At 46.0% G+C, this 20,939-nt stretch carries 15 protein-coding genes; 2 read left to right on the forward strand and 13 right to left on the reverse strand.

All coding sequences use genetic code 11. From position 1 onward, the window contains the following. Nucleotides 1–40 precede the first annotated feature (40 nt). A complete protein-coding gene (locus OZ401_RS24695; RefSeq protein WP_341472219.1) occupies nt 41–826 on the reverse strand; it encodes an A24 family peptidase in 786 nt (261 codons plus the stop codon). 257 nt (nt 827–1,083) lie between these two features. On the opposite strand from OZ401_RS24695, the gene tnpA reads away from it, so the two are divergent. Both tnpA and OZ401_RS24705 read left to right on the forward strand, forming a co-directional pair. Continuing rightward, nucleotides 1,084–1,482, forward strand: a complete 399-nt coding sequence (gene tnpA / locus OZ401_RS24700) for an IS200/IS605 family transposase (protein ID WP_341472220.1) — start codon at nt 1,084–1,086, stop codon at nt 1,480–1,482. After that, nucleotides 1,483–2,562 carry an RNA-guided endonuclease InsQ/TnpB family protein gene (locus OZ401_RS24705; RefSeq protein ID WP_341472221.1) on the forward strand — a complete coding sequence of 360 codons (1,080 nt, stop codon included), beginning with the start codon at nt 1,483–1,485 and terminating at the stop codon, nt 2,560–2,562. A gap of 227 nt (nt 2,563–2,789) precedes the next feature. On the opposite strand, the gene OZ401_RS24710 is transcribed toward OZ401_RS24705, so the two are convergent. The 12 genes from OZ401_RS24710 to OZ401_RS24765 all read right to left on the reverse strand — a co-directional run bounded on the left by OZ401_RS24710 (nt 2,790) and on the right by OZ401_RS24765 (nt 20,854). Next, nucleotides 2,790–3,119: a hypothetical protein gene (locus OZ401_RS24710; protein ID WP_341472222.1), complete on the reverse strand. Its 330-nt coding sequence runs from the start codon at nt 3,117–3,119 to the stop codon at nt 2,790–2,792. Between the two features lie 267 nt (nt 3,120–3,386). Beyond that, nucleotides 3,387–6,497, reverse strand: a complete 3,111-nt coding sequence (locus tag OZ401_RS24715; protein WP_341472223.1) for an AAA family ATPase — start codon at nt 6,495–6,497, stop codon at nt 3,387–3,389. Further along, the gene (locus tag OZ401_RS24720; RefSeq protein ID WP_341472224.1) at nt 6,494–7,720 is read right to left on the reverse strand and encodes a metallophosphoesterase family protein; all 1,227 of its coding nucleotides are present in this window, start codon (nt 7,718–7,720) and stop codon (nt 6,494–6,496) included. The genes OZ401_RS24715 and OZ401_RS24720 overlap by 4 nt, the downstream gene beginning before the upstream one ends. A gap of 75 nt (nt 7,721–7,795) precedes the next feature. Beyond that, nucleotides 7,796–9,619: an ATP-binding protein gene (locus OZ401_RS24725; RefSeq protein ID WP_341472225.1), complete on the reverse strand. Its 1,824-nt coding sequence runs from the start codon at nt 9,617–9,619 to the stop codon at nt 7,796–7,798. Between the two features lie 12 nt (nt 9,620–9,631). Further along, nucleotides 9,632–10,627 (reverse strand): hypothetical protein, encoded by a 996-nt coding sequence (locus OZ401_RS24730; RefSeq protein WP_341472226.1) that lies wholly within the window; start codon nt 10,625–10,627, stop codon nt 9,632–9,634. A gap of 82 nt (nt 10,628–10,709) precedes the next feature. Next, on the reverse strand, nt 10,710–11,444 hold the full coding sequence (locus OZ401_RS24735; protein WP_341472227.1) for an ImmA/IrrE family metallo-endopeptidase: 735 nt from the start codon (nt 11,442–11,444) through the stop codon (nt 10,710–10,712). Beyond that, the gene (locus tag OZ401_RS24740; RefSeq protein WP_341472228.1) at nt 11,444–12,046 is read right to left on the reverse strand and encodes a hypothetical protein; all 603 of its coding nucleotides are present in this window, start codon (nt 12,044–12,046) and stop codon (nt 11,444–11,446) included. The genes OZ401_RS24735 and OZ401_RS24740 overlap by 1 nt, the downstream gene beginning before the upstream one ends. 1 nt (nt 12,047) lies before the next feature. Continuing rightward, nucleotides 12,048–12,701: an RNA polymerase sigma factor gene (locus OZ401_RS24745; protein ID WP_341472229.1), complete on the reverse strand. Its 654-nt coding sequence runs from the start codon at nt 12,699–12,701 to the stop codon at nt 12,048–12,050. A gap of 98 nt (nt 12,702–12,799) precedes the next feature. Next, nucleotides 12,800–13,150, reverse strand: coding sequence for a DUF4258 domain-containing protein (locus tag OZ401_RS24750; RefSeq protein ID WP_341472230.1), 351 nt, complete (start codon nt 13,148–13,150; stop codon nt 12,800–12,802). A gap of 806 nt (nt 13,151–13,956) precedes the next feature. Next, nucleotides 13,957–16,158 (reverse strand): serine/threonine-protein kinase, encoded by a 2,202-nt coding sequence (locus OZ401_RS24755; protein WP_341472231.1) that lies wholly within the window; start codon nt 16,156–16,158, stop codon nt 13,957–13,959. Further along, nucleotides 16,155–17,414, reverse strand: a complete 1,260-nt coding sequence (locus OZ401_RS24760; protein WP_341472282.1) for a TIR domain-containing protein — start codon at nt 17,412–17,414, stop codon at nt 16,155–16,157. The genes OZ401_RS24755 and OZ401_RS24760 overlap by 4 nt, the downstream gene beginning before the upstream one ends. 71 nt (nt 17,415–17,485) lie before the next feature. Further along, on the reverse strand, nt 17,486–20,854 hold the full coding sequence (locus OZ401_RS24765; RefSeq protein ID WP_341472232.1) for a Swt1 family HEPN domain-containing protein: 3,369 nt from the start codon (nt 20,852–20,854) through the stop codon (nt 17,486–17,488). Nucleotides 20,855–20,939 lie beyond the last annotated feature (85 nt).

Consider the following 20,939-nt stretch of genomic DNA (forward strand, 5'->3'; position numbering starts at 1 on the left):
AAAGGGTTTACCTTCGGGCAGGGGCGGCATCGGTAGAATCTCAAACTACCAGCAGAACCCAGATAGCCCCGCCACAGATAAAGGGTCCAAAGGCCAGTGTCCTGCTCACTTGGGTGTCTCTGCCTTGAATTCTGCTTGCTACCAGTAAACCCAACCCTACCACCAGACTGGCTAGAAATATAACCGGGAGTGCCGCCAGGGTGCGCTTTAAGCCCAGCGCCAGACCCACCACTGTTGCAAGCACTACATCTCCGCCGCCTACCGCCTCCCGGCCGAAGAAAGCCCGTCCAATAATAAAAAACAGTCCAAACAGTAGCAACATGACCAGTGCTCCGGCCAGGCTATCCAGCAAGTTTAGCGACCATAATTGGATAAACTCTGGCTCTTTGACCGCCGGATTTCCGGCCAGTACCGGCCAAACCGTGTTGTCACTGGCTTTTGCTACTCCCACCACCGGATTTAAAAACACGGCTATAGTGGGAAGCGCGAGTGACACCGCCCCCAACAGCACCAGAGTTTTAGGGAAGATCTGGTGGGTATACAGGTCAATTGCCGCTATCAATAATAGCAACCAGACCAGAATCAAATTGAGGGCATAAACATATAAAGGGGTCACCCTGTAAGGGGTTTGCAGCCAGCCTACCACCTGGACACCGGCCGTAATAAACGGAAATAGCCAGCCGGAAAAATGGTCTGGCACTCCCGTTTTTTTGCTGGTTGAAAGAGTTCTAGCCGAAAGGCGGTCTATCAGCCGGCCGGCCACCACCCCCAGCAGACCTATAAAAATGATTGGTAAAATGAAATTTAAAGCCAATCTCTTTAACATACGTGCCGTAAGCCCCCTAGCTTTGGGTTACTGTTGGCTTACCTACAAAACTAAAAAAATTAGCTGTTTTACCTTAATTTCGTTAGTGAAATAGGAAATGACTTTAGTTTCGTAGGTGAAAAAACTGTTTTTCTTTCGATTTTTGAGTTTGCCAACAGTAACTTTTAGCTATTGGGATATAAGGCACTCCTTTCTTGCAATAGCAAGGCAGTAGATTAGTCTGACTTATCTACTATCTTTGTGTTATAAAATGTTTTATGAAAACTGAACTTAAAACCAACAATAATAACGCTTACAACTGCCATTATCACGTTGTTTTTTGTCCAAAATACCGTAGGTCTGTACTAGTTTCGCCAATAGATGAGCGGCTCAAAACTATTATTTTGGAAATAATAGAAAAGTGGGGTCAAGAATTGGTAGAAATGGAAATTATGCCAGACCACATTCATCTTTTGGTAGGGTGTGAACCTCAATTCGGTGTTCATAAATTGGTAAAGTACATCAAAGGCGCGAGTAGCTTTCAACTTAGAAAAGAGTTTCCCGAACTCAAACACAAGCTTTCTAGCCTTTGGACTAACTCTTATGCTTGCTACACAGTAGGGGACGTAACCCTTGAGATCATCAAAAAGTACGTAGAGAACCAGAAGGGCAAATAAGTGCAAACCCGGCGCATGTGCAAATTCAGAATATACCCAACCAAACCAGCCCAACACTCTTTGGAAAATACCCTTAGATTGTGCCGGGAATTGTACAACGCTGCCCTCACAGAACGTCGTGAAGCCTACCGCATGAAGGGTATCACTCTCAACTACTATGACCAGCAAAACCAGCTTCCTGAGATTAAAGAAATACGTACAGACCTGACTACTATCCATAGTCAGGTTTTGCAAAATGTACTCAAAAGGGTAGACCTTGCTTTCAAAGCCTTTTTCAGCCGGGTTAAGCGCGGGGTAAAGGCCGGATTTCCACGTTTCCAGGGCCGTAATCGTTACGATAGTTTTACTTTCCCGCAGGGCGGGTGGGCTCTCAAAAACGATAAGCTGACCCTCTCCAAAATCGGCACAATCAAGGTCAAGTTTCATCGAGAAGTGTTGGGCAGGGTCAAAACCTGTACGATCAAACGGGAAGCGGGTAACATCTGGTTTGTAGTCTTTTCGGTTGAAACTAAGATAGAAACGCCCCAGTATCATTCCGGCTATGCTATCGGGATTGATGTCGGGATTGAGCATTTCGTCAATCTTAGCAACGGGGAACAGGTTGAAAACCCGCGTTTCTACCGTAAAGCCCAAAAAAAGCTTACCAAAATCCAACGAAAATGTGATAAGGTTAAGCGGTTGTCCCGCCGTAACCCTCTCAAACGCAAAGCTAGTCTGGCACTCAGTCGCGCCCACCGTAAGGTTAAGAACTGTCGTTTGGATTTTCAACATAAACTTTCGAGAAACCTAGTCAATACCTACAGCTTGATAGCTGTAGAAGATTTGAATATCAAGGGTTTGGCGGCTGGTATGCTTGCCAAGTCTGTGAACGATGCCGGATGGTCTTGTTTCATCGCTATGCTTCGCTACAAAGTTGCAAAGACTGGTAGTAAGCTGATAGAAATAGACCCTCGTCAAACTTCACAGATATGCCCCAACTGCGGCGTAATTACTAAGAAAGAACTTAGCGTTAGATGGCACTCCTGCCCGTGTGGGTGTGAGATGCACCGTGATACCGCCGCCGCAAGGCGTGGGGAGTAATCACTCCTGTTTCTGTTGGGCTTTTAACGGTAAAGGAATGTGGCAGGAGCGGCGAAAAGGGAGTTGCTGGGAGGTCGGTTAAAATGCCAGAAAAGCTATATAGCCGATCCTAATAATATGATCGGTTTGAAAAAGAATATTAGGTGTCCAGCATTAACTTAGCCATAACGGCCGGAATTTGTCAAGAAGTTGTTTAGCTTTGCAGATAGTATTTTAGTACTTGATTTTTAATAGGGGAAACACTGATATTTGACGTTTAGATAAACGGGGCTATAGGAAATAGAAACCCGTACCGGAACTAACAAAAGAATGACAGTTTGTAGCCAGTTACCAGCAAAATTAACAGTAGTAGTTTCGTCGCCATTCCCATAACCCAGTTTAGCTTTACCAGAAGCCCAACCGGTGTCATTAAAGTTGCTTGTACTCCAATTATTACCCAAGTTTAAACCGGTATCTAGGTTTTTCCAAATGTCTCTTGTTGGCACAAGTACAGTTTCGGTGGTAGTTCCAGAGTTGGTTTGTAATACCAATTGCTGGACATCGCTATCTTTCTTCACGGTGTTCTCCTTAAGATTTCTTTGCTTGTTGGGGAACACCATGATATACCTTTTCTCAGCCTTGCTTTATGCGGCAATTCTTATTGTCGTACCCGGTTAGTCGGCTCTTCCGCAGGTTCGCTGATGTGCAAACCATTTTGAGATTAGATTACGGTTAAGGTTACAAAAATTCCGGTTCAAAATGTATTTGAATCAGCGAGATTGCGGGAGGCCCTATTGACAACCGCAATCTACATATGAGTTCATGGTAAATCTTTATAAAAATAATTACCTACGTTTAGCGATAGAAGTACCATCTACTAACCGGATTTCGTAACCCTGCTCAAATGATTCAAAGAATTCTTCTTGATGCGATACCAGGATAATGCGGGCGAGCATATCTTTAAGCTCGTGCAAGACATCAATCATTTCCTGCCGCCCTTCTTTGTCCAGGCTACCAAAGCCTTCATCAATTATAACCGACTCCCCTAACCTACCGCTACGACTGGCGTAACGACCCATACCTAAAGCCAAACTGACGGCTACCCGAAATTTCTGGCTACCACTCAGGTAAGCTACCCCAATGCTTTTGACATTATCGCCATCCCGGATGAGGGCTTCCAAATCCAGGGAACTCCCCACAAGTTTGAGTTGAATCGTTCCGTTGGAAAGGTTGTCCAGAATTTGATTTGCATTACTTACAATACCCTTTTCAGCTTGATCAAGCAAGTGACGCTGGAGATGATTCGGTCCAAGAAGGTCTGCCAGTGTTTTATGTAATAGGGCTTGATGGTTGGCCTCTTGACGTTGGTTTTCCAAATTGGCCCTTTGCTGATTAACGTTCTGAATGATACGTAGTTGCTCCTCAGAAGCCTCGCGCTGACCTCTGGCTTTTTCCAAAGCTTTCTGGGCTGTGGTTTCCTGCTGTTCTACCTGTTGGGCGGTTAGTTTTTCTTCGGGCGGTATCGCCTCAAGTTGAGCCCTAACCATGTCAAGCTGTCGCTTTAACGACACAAAACCATAATGAGCTTCTGCTAGTTTTTCAAGGCGAGCGGGTGCGCCAACTAACTTTCTAGCTTCAACTTCCCAGGCTTTTACTTGCTCCAGCGTAAGAGTAGCAACCTGACTTTGCCAGTCTGCCTCCAGGGAATCGCGCTGTTGCTGCAAGGCCCGGCGGATTTCTGCCTGTTTGGTTAGCTCGTTTTGGACCGCATTAGCCGCATTCTGGCGAGACTCTTTGACCTTGTCCAAATCCTTCTGCAACTTATTTTGCTCTTTAGTGGCAGTAACGAACTGCGGTTGCACTTTTTGGGTTTCCAGGTTAGCCAGGGCCTCCAAGTTCTCAGCTTCCTGGTTAGCTTCAATAATTTCCTGACGGCGAGAACTGGGATACTGCTCCTGGTAGGTCACAATCTTTTGCTGAACTTCTTCAAGTTTAGAAACCAATAACTGACGCTCATTAGCCCGCTTTTGAAGCTCTTCAAACTCTTTCTTTGCTCTTGGATAGCTATCATTTTGTTGTTTCAACCTCGTCAGCACCTCAATTTGAGGATAGGGCAGGCCAAAACAGGCTACAATTCCGGCCTCAAGGTTAAAGTTAGCACGATATTGTTCGGGTAACTGACTAATAACCTCACGTCCAGCTTTTTCAGTCCGCATTTTGTCACGTTGAGACGTATCCAGATGATTTTGTATTTGTTGCCGGTCCAAACCTGACTGCCTCAGCTTTTCCCCATGAGCTGTAAAAGAGGCTATGGTAGCTTGTTCCTCTTTTTCTAGGGCAGTGCAGCACTTTCTAGCTTCAAGAGTCGTTTGTTTAGCTTCCGCCACTATTCCTTCAAGCTGGGCGCGTTCAGTCTCAATATGTTCAGGCGTTAATTCCTGCCCACAATAGTCGCAGGTGGGCTTTCCCTCAATTTGTTTAAACCGCTTGAGTCGATTTTCAAGTTCCTTTTGTAAGGTTTCGCTCGTTGTAGATATTACTTTTGCTGTTGCTACCGCCTGTCCAGCCTCGGTTTTCAGCTTTTCGGACTCAGCTAGTGACTTTTGTAATTCAACTATATGGGCATCAATATTTCGCAAGTCTTGCTGGTGTTGATTTTCCTGCTCATCGGCCTTTTGCCACTCTTGGCGGGCATCGGTATAGCGGCGCAAGGGGTCTAGCACTACTCTAGCCTTATCAGCTTCTCCCACTAGCTGAGTTTGGGCATATAGCTGCTCTGACAAATTCAGGGGAAACCCAACCAACTGCTTCTCCAGGGCCTCTAGATTTTTTTCATTTTTTCCCCACTCACCAATCGCAAATACAGCCTGGGAAAGTTCGAGCTTGATCTGTAATGCTTCTTTTTGCTGGTTTTTGGCGGCATTAAATGCTTTAGTCAGCTCTATTACCTGCTTTTCGGCATTTTCGAGAGCGGTAGTAAGTTGGGCTACATTAGCGGCCAGCTTTTGTTCTTCCTGATGGTAGTTTTCGCCTAAACGATTGCTCTCATCCAGGCGGTTTTGTTCTTCCTGTAAACGCCGCAATATTGGCAGGGCCGCCCCAAGAGAGTGGTAACGTTCGGCATTAATTTTTATTTCATCTTCCTCTGAAAGTAAATTTTCAGCCTCGGCTACTTGAGCATTTTGGGTAATTTCTTCTGCCAACAATTTTTGCCAATTTCTGGCCTTTTCTTTTAGCCCAGCCAGCTTCACCAGTAGATTTTGAGCTTGAGCCTCAGATTCTTGAGCCACTTTAACCGCCTCTTCGGCGAAGGCAACTTGTTCTTCAGTATATTCTGGCAACTTCCCGATTTGCCCCATTAATACTCTGACATTTACTGAAAATTCATTTGAATGTTTTTTTGTAAGTTGATATAAGCGGTCAAAGTTATCCAGTTTTACAAGTTGTTTTAACATTTCCAGTTTAACAGGAGCTTTAGCCTGTAAAATTACATCTGCCTTTCCCTGCAATAATAGGAAAGAAGCGGTATACGCCTCATAATCCAGTCCGATGGTATTCTTTACCCATTCTTCAAACTGGCTATCACCCTCCGTCCCTGGTATGGACTGTTCCCCTTCACGGTTGAAGTAAGGTCGGCTAGGCCCACATACATGAATTGCCTGACGGCTGGCTCTACCCTTGCGGCTCTGAGTCCGCTTCACTCGATAGATATCCTGATCCATCTGGAATTCAAACTCAACCAGTAATTCGGTTGAGTCTTTATTGATCAGCTCGATGGCATCCTGTTTACCGCCACGATGCTCCTTGAACAAAGCAAAAGTGATAGCGTCAAAAACGGCAGATTTACCATGCCCATTTCGCCCGAAGAGAACCCAGAGAGTGGCATCCCGAAAATCCAGGGTTTGTTCTTCCCGATAACTGAGAAAGCCCTTTAGTTTGACCTTAAGAGGAATCATGCCTGCACCTCATTTTCTTCCATCAAGCGATTAGCTAGTTCACGTATTTCCTCCCCCAAGGATTGGTCTGACTGTTTTTTTAACTCCTCGTTCAGATAGTTTCGGACAATTTCTTTCCAGGGCTGGCTAAAATCGAAATTAGTGAGCGGACTATTCCCTATATCAAGCCCGAATTGTATGATGTCACGTTTATACCAATTAGGGAAAATCTCCTCAATTCTATGCATTAGGACATCTCGATTGTGGGTAGTCGGATGATAATGCAGGTTGTAACTTATCAATGCTTCGTTATGGTCGGGATAAATATCGGGCAGGTGGTCTATCTGTTCAGGGTCGGTAATATCAAGCTGATAAATAGGGCTACACTCTAGCGACAATAACTTAGGTACGTCTACCCGCCGCCCATTTTTTATTTCCAGATAAACCACACTCTTTTGGTCTTCTTTTTCGCCTAGGTCAAGCCGCTCAATACTCCCGGCGTAACGAACGTGGTCAGCTCCAGGTATTGCCCTCTGCGATTTATGGATATGACCATAAGCCGCATAGGAAAAATGGGAAGGGATTTGGGAAGGCTCAAAAACAACATCTTCGTTTTCGGTAAGGTGGAACAGGTTATGGACTTGTGCGCCCCGCACATGCACATGGCTGACCAATACCGAGGGTTGTGAACGCTCCAACATTTCCTGGATGCTACTCAAAACTAAAGTGTAGGCTTCCTGGAGGTTGCGGTTTTTTTCAGCAAGATTTGTATAATTTAACTTTTCGTCGCGTAGATAAATACTAGCACGCGGGTAGGGCATCAAGACAAATTGGACAACCTGCTCCTCTTTATCAATAAGCCGTACAAGGTCAGGCCGGGAGCTGATATAAAAACCACCACTATAGCTACCATCTGGTTTTTTAACCCCGGTTGGTAGCATAGAAATCGTGGTACGAAGCGTTTCAAAGAAAACCTCGTTATCATGATTACCGCTTATGGCGACTATTGAGCCACCCCGATAAAGAAAGGGCGAAAAAACTTCCTTGAAATCATCCATAGCGTCACGACGCTGTTCAGCTCGTAGTCGGTCACTAAAAATATCCCCTGACACTATCATTACCTCTACCTGGTATTCCTCAAGATAGCGGGCAATTTGGTAAAGAGATTTTTTGATGTGAGGGCGACGCTCAATCCGACCAAGCCTATCGCCCAAATGCCAATCAGAGGTGTGTAGAATCTTCATATTCGAGGTTCCTTGAGTTAGGGAAGTGACCTTTACGGGGACGAATAATCCTGGGTACAAAGCCACTCCCGCAAATTAAAATTTAAGCAGGTCGGAGAATTTTCCGGCTGTTTCCGAAGTGACAGTTTCTGGCACAGCTTCACGGGGATTCATAGCCCAGACCGGAAATGGCACACGCACATGCATTGGCTCCCGGAAGTTATCCTGTACTATCAGTTTCTCATCTGGCCCCAGAGCCTGCACCTTCTGTCTGGCACTATCGCTTAAAAAACGCCAACCCGGTGTGGCAAGTTCTAATGTGCCAGTTTTGCCCAACGCCCGAATCCCACAATTTTCAATAATTCGGTCTGAAACTTTGGAAGCCTGCTGCTGTGCGCCCAACAGGATAATCCCTTGAGAACGCATTTCCGCCGCTACCGTTTCAATTAGCTGGGTTATCGGGTCATGGGCGCCACGCGGGGCAAAACGGTTTAACTCGTCCAGCGTAACAAGATAAATCAGACCTGGAACGGCACTCGCTCCGGTGCGAGCTTCTACCAGTTGTCTGAGCAGTGTCGCTACTACAAAACGCTGCATCTCTGGGGTAGCAGATAGGGCCGATAAATCCACCACCTGTGGATCAGCAGTATCACCCTTCACCAGTTCAAGTGGATGACCCTTCTGTTCATCACGGCGCAAAACTCCTTTACTCTCATAAGTGAGTTTTATCAGGCGGCGGTGCAGCTTCTTCCAGGTGGCAGTATGATGACTTTTCAAATCTCGTTGGTTGTCTTCACGTTCCATTGATTGGGTTTTCACCCATTCTACAAAAGCGTTAAAGGTAGCAGGCCCGCTTCCTTGCAAATGCCGGGTAACGGTGCCATCACCCGCCACAGTCTCGCGGGTTAGCCAGTTTTCAATATCAAGGATTAGCGCGCCAAAATTTGCGTCATTCGCATCCGTTTCAGCGAAAAGGTAAGAAAGTAAATTTCGTTCGATAATATCACTCAAACTCCAGCTATAAGGTTTTACCCCACTACCGCGACCAGTCTGAATTGCCAGTTGGGTGGCAGGCTGCTGGGCCGCAAAATAGGCTACTCCACTAAAGGGAGCAGGGGTTTCTATATCAAGCCTATTCCAATCAGACAGATGTTTTTCGGCTATAAAGCGAGTGCTTGGCTTATCTATATAAAAAAGATCAAAATTCTTTACGTTAAAAATTATTGGCACAATCCGTAAGCGGCTCGGATTGGAAGGCTCAGTTGCCTCCTGCTCACGGGCTTTTTTCAACAAGAGCCAGTTAACGGTTAGCAAGAAACTGGATTTGGTGCCACGTCCGGCGGCCCCGTTTACATTAAGATGCCCACCATTAGCCCCCAAAAGATAGTCAAGGTCAATAAAGCCTGGGCCAGCAAGTTGCTCCCCACCGTTTTTAATCAGACCAACCGCCAGGGGGTTGTCAACTTCATCCGCTCCATAAGCCTTAAAAGCGTCTTCTTCGCTCGCCAGAAATACCTCACTTCGTTCCAGGGGGGCGGTTAAGACTGGTGGTTCAGTTCTAAGGATACTGGCTTGGGCATAAGTAATACCCTCGAATTTAAAGGGCGGCTCGTAGCTCAAATCTCCGTCTGCCTGATCCACCTCACTACTCATGCTACGTTGGCGGCTCTGGCGACGCACTTCATCCACGATTGCATAAAAAGTGTAAAGTTTACCCGCGATGGTACTTTTGCAGGTGACTAGCTGGGTCTTTTCGACCAGGGTGCTAGGCGGTATCCAGAAAAAGAATCTGTCGCTGGTAGATTCATTCATTGGGGGTGCGCCAACCCTCCCAATACAAATCTGGCCATCTCCGTCCGTGACCGGACCACGTGGCTTTTGCCAGTTAGAGGTCTCGTTTTCTTCAAAGTGCTCAAACATTCGGCAGCCCTCCTACAAGCTGGTCAGGTGATAGAAATGGTTGATTAGGGTCTCAGAGCGGGAGAAAAGTGCGCCGAGGGTTTCTTCAGCCCGTTGTATCGGATAAATTGAAACCGGAGCACGGCTATAAGACTCGTCACGACAACGATAGTCGCAAACCAGGTTAGAAAGCCAATCCAGATGTTCCCAGTTCTTACCTAATTGCTTCTCGAAGTAGAGGCGTGGTACTTCCAGCCGGACAACGCCCCAATTAGGCATCTCACCGCCATTCCCTTCCAGGCGTAAGTACCAGGAAACCACCTCCAGCTCCAGACCATTTAACAGAAAAGCGGGGGTACGCTGCCCGGCTTTAAGTTCGTAATAAGTACGCCAGCCTTGGGGATGCAGGTAATTCCTATAATGAGACTTAACTAACCCACAAACCGGACTATTATTAACATCATATGCCGCCACCCGGGGTTCTAGACTACCATCCACCAGCGTAGGGGTGTCTGGCCCTAGTGAAAGGGCTTGTCGCTCTAATTGTCGCATCTCGCTGCTTGAACAGTTTTCGGTAGCTTTTCGCATCGGTTCAAAGTCATAAGTATAACCGCCCTTAATCGGTTCACATAGCAACAAGCGAAAATCATGTTCCTGGAGAGCCCGCGCAAAGCTTTCTACCTCATCCCAGGGAAACATATCGCCCATAAAAGAGACTACCCTCTCATGATAGCGATGCTCACAGCGGAGTTCATCGCCTACATGTCTCATTACTACTGCCCCTACCTCGGATAACCGTATCGGTACCGGATACCCTTCCCGGCTTTGCAACCAGGCTACCGTCCGGCCTACATCTTTACCATCAACAAAGCGAACTGGTCGTTCTGCCCATTCTCCTTGAATGTCCCCCCTGGCTGGATTATGAGGTTTCCACTTATCGCTGGAAACTTCATAATCCAGATCCGGTGGGTTTTCTTCATCGTTTTCGCTCAAAGCCTGACCCTCGGTCAAAAGCATTGGTTGAGCCATATAGTCGCGTATCCGGTGAGCTCCATTTGAACGTAAGAAATCTAATCCCATACTCTTACCTATCAGTGTGAATTGAATATTTTTAGTTCCACTGGACGGTTGTAGGTGGAAGATATCCCAACTTGCGTAACCGCCACTGCATAGCAGATAAACTGACCAATAAATCGGCAGCTAATCGTCGTACCAGATAACGTCCTTGAAAACGACCCGAATAATTTTGAAACAATTCGCGGATTAATGCCTCCGGCATCAAAATCTCTGCCGCAAATTCATTGGCTTCGTGCTCCATCTGCTCATAGGTTGGAAGTTTGGCCGAAATCCCAGAAGTTACAGTCGGTAGTGCAATCCCTTCCTGAAATTCTGTTCCCGGTTCAGCTTCCTCACTTGTAATTGGCAAACCGTCGATCAATTCTGGCAATTCCTCTTCCCCGGTCTCTTTTGCGGCTTCCAGGAGAGGGATAAAATGTAAAAGGTAGTGACCTAGCTCATGAGCAGCAGAAAAGCGCCGACGGGTTAAGCGATCTCCCTGCTCCACAAAAATAGCCCCACAGCTTGCATTTGCATACATAAACCCGGCCAACTTTTCATCGTTTACCTCAGTTAAGGGGTTAAGGAGACCCCCCTGTTGTAATAATATCTCGCTGGCGGAACGACTGGTTAATTTGGGGACCTCATGCCATATCAGGCTAAGACTACCAGTTAAACCACCAAGTGAAGTGATTGGTCTGGTACTCGTGGGGAAATTTATCCCTGCCCCCTTATATAAATTGGCAATAACCTGCCTAATACTGGCAGTATCAAGATTGGTTTCTAACATCAAGAATGTTCCTCTCCTTGCAGCTTTTTATTACGTGCTCTAGCCTGACGGCGAGCGGCAGCTAGTTGAGCCATCCCTTTCTCTCGACCCATTGAAAGAAAAACTGCTTTTTCCCGAAACAATTTGAGTAAGCGGTCACTGGCTGTAAAGCCTGCTTGTCTGAAAAGGAATTTGATTGCCGCTTGACTAAGTGTAGCCGGCAGGGGTAGGGAACTGGCTTCCTGGCTCACTTGTGAAAGCAGTTGGTTAATTTCGAGGCGTAATGGTCCTCCGGTAGCGGCTTCTGCCTGCAATCGCGCTACAACATTGCCTAGAGTGAGTGGTGGTAGTTCACCTGGCTCTTCTGTTTGCTGGATATGTTGAAGGGCTAAATCTCTGACGAGTTTATCTTCGGCTGCCTTAATCTCTTCTACGACTTCGGCATAGAAATATTCAGTAATTTCATTCATCTTTTGTTTGAGAACCGGGTCATTCTGAGCTTGTGAAAGCAAAACCAGAACTGTTTCATCATCCCCTTGTTCCAGGGCAGTGGTGTAGCGATATAGTATCTTCTCACGCTCGATCTGAGCTTTCTTATTATCTATATTGAAGCTATCACTCATATTATTGACTCCACCCCTGTTCAATCATGGCATTTCGCACTCGGTTCAGGGCTCGAGATAAACGTACTCTTGCCGCACCTCCCCCAATGCCTAATGCGCTGGCCATTTCGGCTCCATCCAACTGCTTGATTAAATACAGTCGTAAAATTTCTTGATCTGGTTGAGAAAGTGTGCGTAAAACCTTTTCAAAAATAGGCTGGAAGGAGAGTTGTATAACTGAAGCCTCCGCAAAATCTTCAATTGCCATAGCGGTGAATTGATCAAAAAAGTCACCCTCTGCTTGATACGCTGACTTAGCAGCTAAAGTTGTTACACTTACTTCTCGTTTATTCAGTTTTACTATTTTTTCAAAGCGTTGTCTCACGACATTTCGGGCTATTCCGTAAAGCCACTGTTCAACGTGCTGTGAGGTATCAAAATCGGGGGCTTTAGAAAGAGCAATACTGGTTACCTCACTCAATATTTCACCGGCAATACCTTTTGTATCATGACCCGACCCCAGCCTATTCCAAACGAGTACACATAGCGTTTTTTCAAATTTCTGGCTATGTTCTTCCAAATACTGACTAATAAGGATTTTATTATGGGAGGTGGAATCATATATCTCAATCTGTGAAACTATCCCACCTCCCGGCAGGTTATCTTCATTTTTCACGCTTGAACTTTAACCTCCTTATCTATCTTACCGCTGAGAATATATTCCAATTGAAGACCGATTTGTTACAGGTTATAACCAGGAAATTTAAAACTCCTTTATGCTACGAATCGGTAACGAGGCAGTTTCTTAATCTCACGCAACCCTTTGCAATGCCGATAGGCAGTAATAATATATTTATCTTGAGGGTCTACTAGCACTACCAGGCCAATTATTCGTTTAATCCAGGGTTGGGTGCAATCAGCAGTAGGTATATCTTTTTCAGCCAGGAAATGGAAGTAAAGACCGTTTCGCCTCAAAAGCTGACCATATTTAATTGCGTAATAAATTTCTTCTTGGCTTAAATTTCGCTGCTGCATCCGTTCCCAGGCATGTCGGGATAAACGGTATCCTATTTCCATTAGTTCAACTTGTTTAGCAAATGCAATTCGTGATTTTTTCCTTTTCATAAATACTGCCTCCTCTTAATAACTTTTTATGTGCTTCTCGAAATGTTATTCCAAGAAGAGCAGAAAATGTTACATGATCGGAAGTACCATTTTTATAATTAGAAATATTCAGTTATTGCTAATATTTAACCTAAGTTTATCCCTTCAAGATTACAAAGTAGATTACAATAAATTTTAATTCGCAATGAAATATTTGAAGTATTACGGGGGTTGTAATTCTTATTCTACATAGTCATAGGAAGACTTTTTAGACCTGAGCGTTAACATCTAAATTTCTTAAATTGATTTTGAGGCTAAAAACCCATCAAAATCTTTAGTTCTTTATACTCAGATCTATAAACCGGATCCCTGTAACTACCACCGAGCCTGTAACTGTTCACGGAGGTTAAAAATTCGTATAGTTTGATTTACAGCTATATAATATGTTGTATAACTCATGAAAAAATTTGATTTGTGGTAACCTAACCAAATCAATCTGTTGTGGTTAGCTTGTGGCTAAGACCAGAAGAAAAATACCACCCGTGAACGGTTACCCGAACCTATCAAAAATGTAGAAATGTAGAACCATATCTAACTAACTATTATCATAAGTTATTTTATGGAGCTCTTTAAGGATTTGGCAACGAATATATCAAAGATCAGTGGCATCTAAATTAATTCCGATTAGAACTTTGATAAATTTAATCTGAGGTATATACGGAGTATATAGCCATAGCTTTTGAACCCTATTGTGTGAATCTTCGCAATAATTACATTATTCCTATCCCAATTATTTCCACTCCCAAACTAGGGTATTTTTATGTGGCTTACTGAGCAGAATTCTCGGGAAGCGCTTCATTTATTCTAGCTATATATGCAGCAGCTTCAGAAAAACCTAGCTGGTTAGCCTTTTCCAGAAAAGGGAGAGAATCGTGCAGCATTCCATATTTTAAGTATATCCGTCCAATGCTGAAGTAGGCTATACCATCAGCCGGATTAAAGTGAATTGCCTGAAAATAATCTGATAGAGCCTCATTGTCTCTATTAAGTTTCCAAAAGGTATTCCCCCGGTTAGAATAGGCCTTGGCATACTCCGAATTCATTTCTAGAGCTCGATTGAAATCCATCAAGGCTGATTCATAATCTCCTAATTCGGAGAATATACATCCGCGTATATTGTGGGTATAAAGTAAATCAGGTTCCAGTTCCAGTGCTCGATTGGCATCCCTTAAAGCTTCATTAAACATTTGTAGATCAGAATAATAACAACTTCTATTATGGAAAGCGCTACTGTTATCGGGCTTCATACTAATCAGTGTGTCTAAAACTTCGACGGCTTTCTTTTTATTACCTAGTACATAATAAGCACCGCTAAGTTCAAGATATGCATCGGCATGGTCTGGTTTGAGCTCAATCGCTGTATTTAAATCCGCTATAGCCTCAGTAGAACGTCCCAATTTATTGAAAAGTGAAGCTCTCTGATAATAGGTGATAGAATCCTGACTATTAAGCTGAAGTGCTCTGGCAAACTCTTGCAAAGCCAAGGGATAATCTTGTAATTTTTGATAAATTAGGCCGCGGCTACTGTAGAAAGCGGCTTCATAAGGCCTCATTGTAAGGGCCTTATTACAGTCTGATAGTGCGTTTTCTTGTTGATTTAACTTCGAATAGATAATACTTCGATCATGTAAGTACTTTGCATCAGTAGGTTCCAGATTCACGGCCCTGTTCAAACATACCAAAGCACTGGTATAATCTCCTGAGTGGTCATATATCCGGGCTTTATTTGAATAAAGATAAGCAAGTTTAGGATCAAGTTCAATTGCCAGGTTATAATATTCGAGAGCGCTATCATAATCCTTTAATTCCAGATAGAGATTCGCAAGATTATTATGATAATTAGCGTTATCCGGTTCAAGTGCAAGAGCTTTCTCAAAATCGTTACGAGCAGCTTCATACTCTTTCAGGTTCATATACACCCGACCGCGGTTACTGTAAATAAGGGCTTCTGATTGCGTAAATTCTAAAGCCTTATTAATATCCAGTAAAGCTTCCTGGTACATTCCCAGATCCAGATAAGTAGCGCCTCTATTGCTATAATCGGCATAAGAAAAATCCTGGTTTGCCACCAATTCTCTAGGAGCTTCCCCGTATTTGGAAATATAGAAATTTACCACCTCCTGGTAAAGGGCTTGAAGAGAGGGAAAGCGATCCTCTTTTTTCTTTGCCAGGCATCCTTCCAGTAACCTTTTAACCGTAAATGGAAGATTTAGCTGTACCGCAAAATCAGGGATACTGGAGTGCAAATGCTTTTCGCGGAGCTTATCTCTGGGGATCTTACCAAAGAGATGATCGCCCGTAAGCATTTCAAATAATATACAACCTAGCGCATATATATCAGTCCGGTAATCAAGTTCCTGCCTTAACCACTGCTCGGGTGCCATATATTCAGGGGTACCATCACTTACGAATATATCCTTCTTCAGGAAGGAATTGGACTTTATCCCAGTAGCCTCAATTATTTTTGCAATGCCGAAATCAGTTATCTTAGCAGTATGACTCTGACCCATCAATATATTGCCTGGTTTCAGATCACGATGTACTATTCCGGCTTGTTTCTCCTGGGCATAGATCAGTCCTCGGCAGAGGTCAGCTAAAATATCAAGAGCCATCCTGAGAGAGAGGGGACGTTGTTTAATCCAACTACTCAGATCCGTACCTTTATTCTGATCGCTGGAAACCCATTCTAAAAAAAGAAAAGGGATATTGTCTAATTCATCAAGGTAGTGGCACCTCACAATATTTGGATGCTTCCCGAGGGAACTCCAAATTCCTGCCTCTAACTTGAAGGATTCAAGAAACCTGGAATTGTTAAAATATTTAGCCTGTAACGTTTTTAAAGCAAAGGGTCTATTGTTATTTTTTTCAAGGCAAAGATAAACTTCGCTCATTCCTCCGGCAAGTGCACTATGCACTATATACTTCCCCCCGATCTGGTCACCTTGCTTATAACGTAGTTCAACTGTCATGTGCGCTCCTTATAGATTCTTTCAGCCAATAAAAGGGTAAATTCCTGATAATCTTGCCCAATTGAAAAATATTGCAGCGGTAAAATTGTTAAAGGTAACGGGGTTTTCTCATACATAACGGGAAGAATTTTTTTATGCAAAGACTGTGCGATAGTCAGCTCCCACTCTACATACTCTGAGTTAGTGCTGGTAGGGGATAATATGAGAAGGAAGACATCTGTATTCTTTATACTGAGTGCCAACTGGTTCCGCCAGACTTCGCCTTCTCTCAATCGTTCATCGTACCAGACTTTTATCTTTCGCCTTCGCAAATCGCTTGCGAGTTTTTTAACAAAGGCAATATCTTTGTGACTATAGGAAATAAACACTGAAGGGGTTTCAGGCAATTCATCTCTCTCACTGGCTTTAAGAGAAGGCGCTATTATATTTGCAATTACACTTAAAAGCTGGAGGTCAAGTTCGGAAAAACTAATCCCAACTCTGCTAGTATCCAGGTGTATCAAACCAATTATTTTTGAATTGAAAATCATCGGAACATATAATGCCGAAGTTGCATCGGTAACACTGGGCACCAGTTTATCTTTAACATCATCTAAAATCCATCTAAATGCTTGTTTATGAGCTATTGCTTTGTTTGCTAGAGTAAAACTGAGGTGTGCTTGAAAAGGAGGCCAACTCGCTCTTATTATCAGCTCATTGTTTTCGATTAAAGCCAGCGATATATTATCTGCCAGAGGAAATCTACTTCTAATTTCACTTATAAACCCCTGTAGTATATTTTGTAAGCTCTCAGAATATGCAACCAGTTCAGAGAGCCGGGCAAAAATTGCCAGATGTTGGTCCTCTGAGATAATGGTAGGAGTTTTCGTTTCATCAATCTCCAGAATTTCATCAATATAGCCTGCTTCTTCTGGAGCAGCAAATTCAACTTTAATTGTAGTCTTCCCAAGATAGAGAGTATCTCCAGATGAAAGAGCGATTTTCTGAGCAATAATTTTACCGTTAAGCCTGGTACCAGCTTTGCTACCTTTATCTTCCAACCACCAAGTCCCGGACTCAAAGAAGATTCTGGCATGCATTCGTGAGACCGATTCATCTGGGCTAAGATCCAGGTAATCCGGATTTTTAGTGCTGTTGGTCCTACCCAGGATAATTTCAGGGCTATTAGTGCGAAAACTAGTTTCAGGGTTTTTATTAAAGCGAATTATAAGTTTTAGCATGTATTGTTCTTGATAAATTATACTGAGCTTGAGCATTGTCAAAGCTTGAGCGCAACCATCTTCTCCATGGGTCGAGAAACAGACTTTGTGAAAACTTAGCTACAATATTAATTTTCCTCAAACCCGAACTGCTCGAATTTTAGAGTGCGACAGTTTTCAGTGACGGTGCGAACCACGTTATCCGGTGTGCCTTCCGGCAAGTCGGCTTCTATCTCCAGCGTAATTTTAACCTTCGAGCGCAGCAGCCCCGCCAGATGCTGAATTACCGCCTCTGAAATCGTCCCTACATCCCGACTGAGTCTGAGCGCATCCAGTGTGATGCTGCCATGAAAGCGGTGTAGTCCTTCTTTCTTGAGCGTATCAATTGGCGGCACATCCCGCTCGTCTGGTACGTCCGGTTCTAGCTTTCGGATATGTGCCGGTGGGGGTGGGTTACCGGCTTTCTCGGCTCTTTCGCGTTCCCGCCGCGCTTCGGCTGCTCGACGTGTCGCGTCTTCTTCCTCTATTTGGCGTTGTGCCACTTCGGATTTAACTACCAGACTTTCCCCATCTAAAATTACTGAGGTTATTTGCCCGGTTTTTAACCCCCGGTACTTTTCCCATTGGCTATCCCAGCCCTCGGCATAGGCGAAGGTTTCGCTCTCCCACATCATCGAAGCCACCCCTGCCTGAATGGACTCGGTCAATACATGAGGGTCTCTAAGGCGCGGCAAGTAGAGGTATTGGGCGAAGTCGTCCACCAACTGCTTTACTCCCACATCTGCGCCGTTCCGTTCACCCCGCCACAAGGGTATCCGATCCAGTTCCATTTTCAGACGAGTTGCCCCCAATTGGGTGATGAGTAGTTCTTGGTTTTTGAGCTTTTTACTCGCCCTTACTGCCAGCGGGTCACTCCCTTGCAAGCCCAATTCTTCCCACTCCAGTTCGGTGTTGGGCGCGTTGGGACTGGGTAGTCCCGGTACCAGCAACCAGATGTAGGTTTCAGGGATGCGTTGCTTGATAGTATCATCTGCCTGCCCACGCTTAACTTTAGCTTGATTGGACTGGAAGTTGTCGAGGTTTAGGGTTTCGCGCTCATCTTCAATTGATTTCCAAGCGAGGTATTGCCGCACCGCTTGTTCCAAATCCTTGTAGCGAGCGCTATCCGGCGCAAGAAATACCAAGGCGTTTCGGTATCGGCGGGGGCTGCTGCCGCGCTGGTCGAGAATAATGCCGACTTCCTTGCGTGCCGGGCTGTCTTTGGCGTTGCGGCTGTGCCAATGTTCGGGGGCAAGCATCACCAAGCGCGTCTCTCGCTCGTCCGGCACTTCGCTGCTGTTTGCCGGAGCGAGATGTACTGCGCTGAAATCGCCCCGGTTCTTCTGGTCTTTCTGCTCGACTCGCAACCGCGCCAAGATTTCCAGATAAATGTCGTCATCCTTTTGTTGGGTGGCACGATCCTGCGCCAGTCGGTTTACGCTGGGTTGAGTGGAGAACCAGTAACGCTTGCCGTCCACATAAAGGTGGGTGGCTTGATCGGTCAAGCGGCGCAGGGCATCGCCAAAGGTTGCCACGCTCTCCCCCGGTTGGGCGCATCCCAACTTGATGCGCTGGTCGTCCAGCCCTTTGTTGGCGGTATTCAGGGTGGGGGCAGAACCGAGATAGAGGGTGCGGGCTACCCGACGCGCGGCAGAATAACGCCCTAGATTGGGGTTTTCCCGGTCAAGGCGCAAAGGCAAGGAATGTTGCCCATCCACATCTTTTTCGATTACCGGAACCCACGTGTCGTCCAGATAGCGGGTCAGTTCGGTCTGCACGGTAGAGTCGTCCACCGGCACGTTGGCGGGCAGTATGAGCAGGCTGCGATCATCCCTTTCCCACAGGGCATGGATTACTGCCGCCATTAAACGCAATACGCCGCGAGTGCGCTGGAATTTCTCAAGGGTACTCCAGTCGTTGTAGAGCCGGTCGAACAGTTCCGGGTGTATGGGGTAAGCCGCTTTCATGCGCCGTTCGTAGTCGGCTTCGCGGCAAGCAGAAGGGAACTCGGCACTCTGGGTGCGGTACATCTCGGTGAAGGCTTTTACCACCGCATCTCTGGCAGTATAAAGCGAGGGTTCGGTGATTGGCTCGAACAGGCGGCGGCGGACTATCTCAAAGCCTTCTTCCGCGCTGGCAGGTCGCCATGCCGATTCCATGCGCCCAAAGGTGTTACGCAGACGAGAGAGAGCTTCGCGCCCACCCTCTCCCCCGATTTCGATGTCGGAGGCAGGTAAGCTGGCGACTACCAACGTACGGGGGACGGCTCTGGCGGTTTCGGTTAGAGCTTGGGCAAAGGTCAGGTTGGAATCGAAAGAGCCGCCCGTTAAGTCATACTTACCGTACAACATTCGCAAGTAGGCGACCCACTCGTCAATCAGTATCAGGCAGGGGGCAGCCGCGCTGAACAATTGGCGCAATATATCCGAGCCGGGGCTAACCCCCTTACGATCAGATTCGGCTACCAGTTCGTAGCCATCCCGCCCAAGTAGTTGCCACGCCAGTTCGCCCCACATGGTGAATACTTCGGTGCCGTCCGCTTTGCGCTGCGGTTGCGCCGGAGAGAGGGCTTGTCCCACCAGCGCCGCCCGTTGCACCTTTGGCAGGGTAGTTACCCCCGCTTCTTTTAGTATCTCTTCCACGCCCAATAAATCTCCGGGAATTGCGCCGGAAAAGAGGTGGAATAATGCCAGCATGGAGTGGGTTTTGCCACCCCCAAAGTTGGTTTGCAGTTCTACTACCGGGTCACCGCCCGTTCCGCTGAGGCGTTTTAACGCGCCCGATAGCAGGGTTTTCAAGCCCTCGGTTAGGAAGGTGCGCTGGAAGAAGGAGCGGGGGTCGCGGTATTCATCCGTACCTTCACCCCGATACACCTGACCCAAATCGGCGGCAAATTCGGCTTGCTGGTAAGTGCCCCGCGCTACGTCTGTATGCGGAGTGACGATTTCCCTCCACGGGCGATAACCTGCGGCGGGTTGTCCCTCGATGGGGGCAATGGCTACTTTCCGACTCTCCACTTTGGCTTGCTCTTCAAAGCGCAACCGCAAGATTTCCTGTTTCTGTTTCTCCAGTTCGCGGGCTTCGGGGGCATTGACTGCGGTAAGCAGACGCTGAATGCTGTCCAAGGCGCGATAGGCATCGTCTAGGGTAAAGGCTTGTTGGTGCGCCCAATTATTGCGTACCGTCCGCAATTCGCTGACTAAGCTGCGCTCGCTCTGCCCCAGAGTGCGGTTAAAAACGATATTCCACTGATCCCACATGATTTTGAGCAGCGGGGCGGCATCCCAATTGGCAAAGGGCTGGTTGTTCAGGGCGTAGTCGTTAGCCAGCGATTGCCGAGCGTAATCCATCCAGCCATCTTTGTACAATGCCTGAAATTCTCGCTGGAAATAGGGTTTCAAGCCATCTCTCAGCAAATCCAATCCTTTTGATACTCTATCCCGGTTGCTCAATGCCATCTATATTCCTCCAATATTCCATTTTAGATTTTGGATTGCCGATTTTGGATTGAATTCCCTAATCTAAAACCCCAAATCTCCTAGA

The sequence above is a fragment of the Candidatus Chlorohelix allophototropha genome (assembly GCF_030389965.1).
GTDB classification, from domain to species: Bacteria; Chloroflexota; Chloroflexia; order Chloroheliales; family Chloroheliaceae; genus Chlorohelix; species Chlorohelix allophototropha.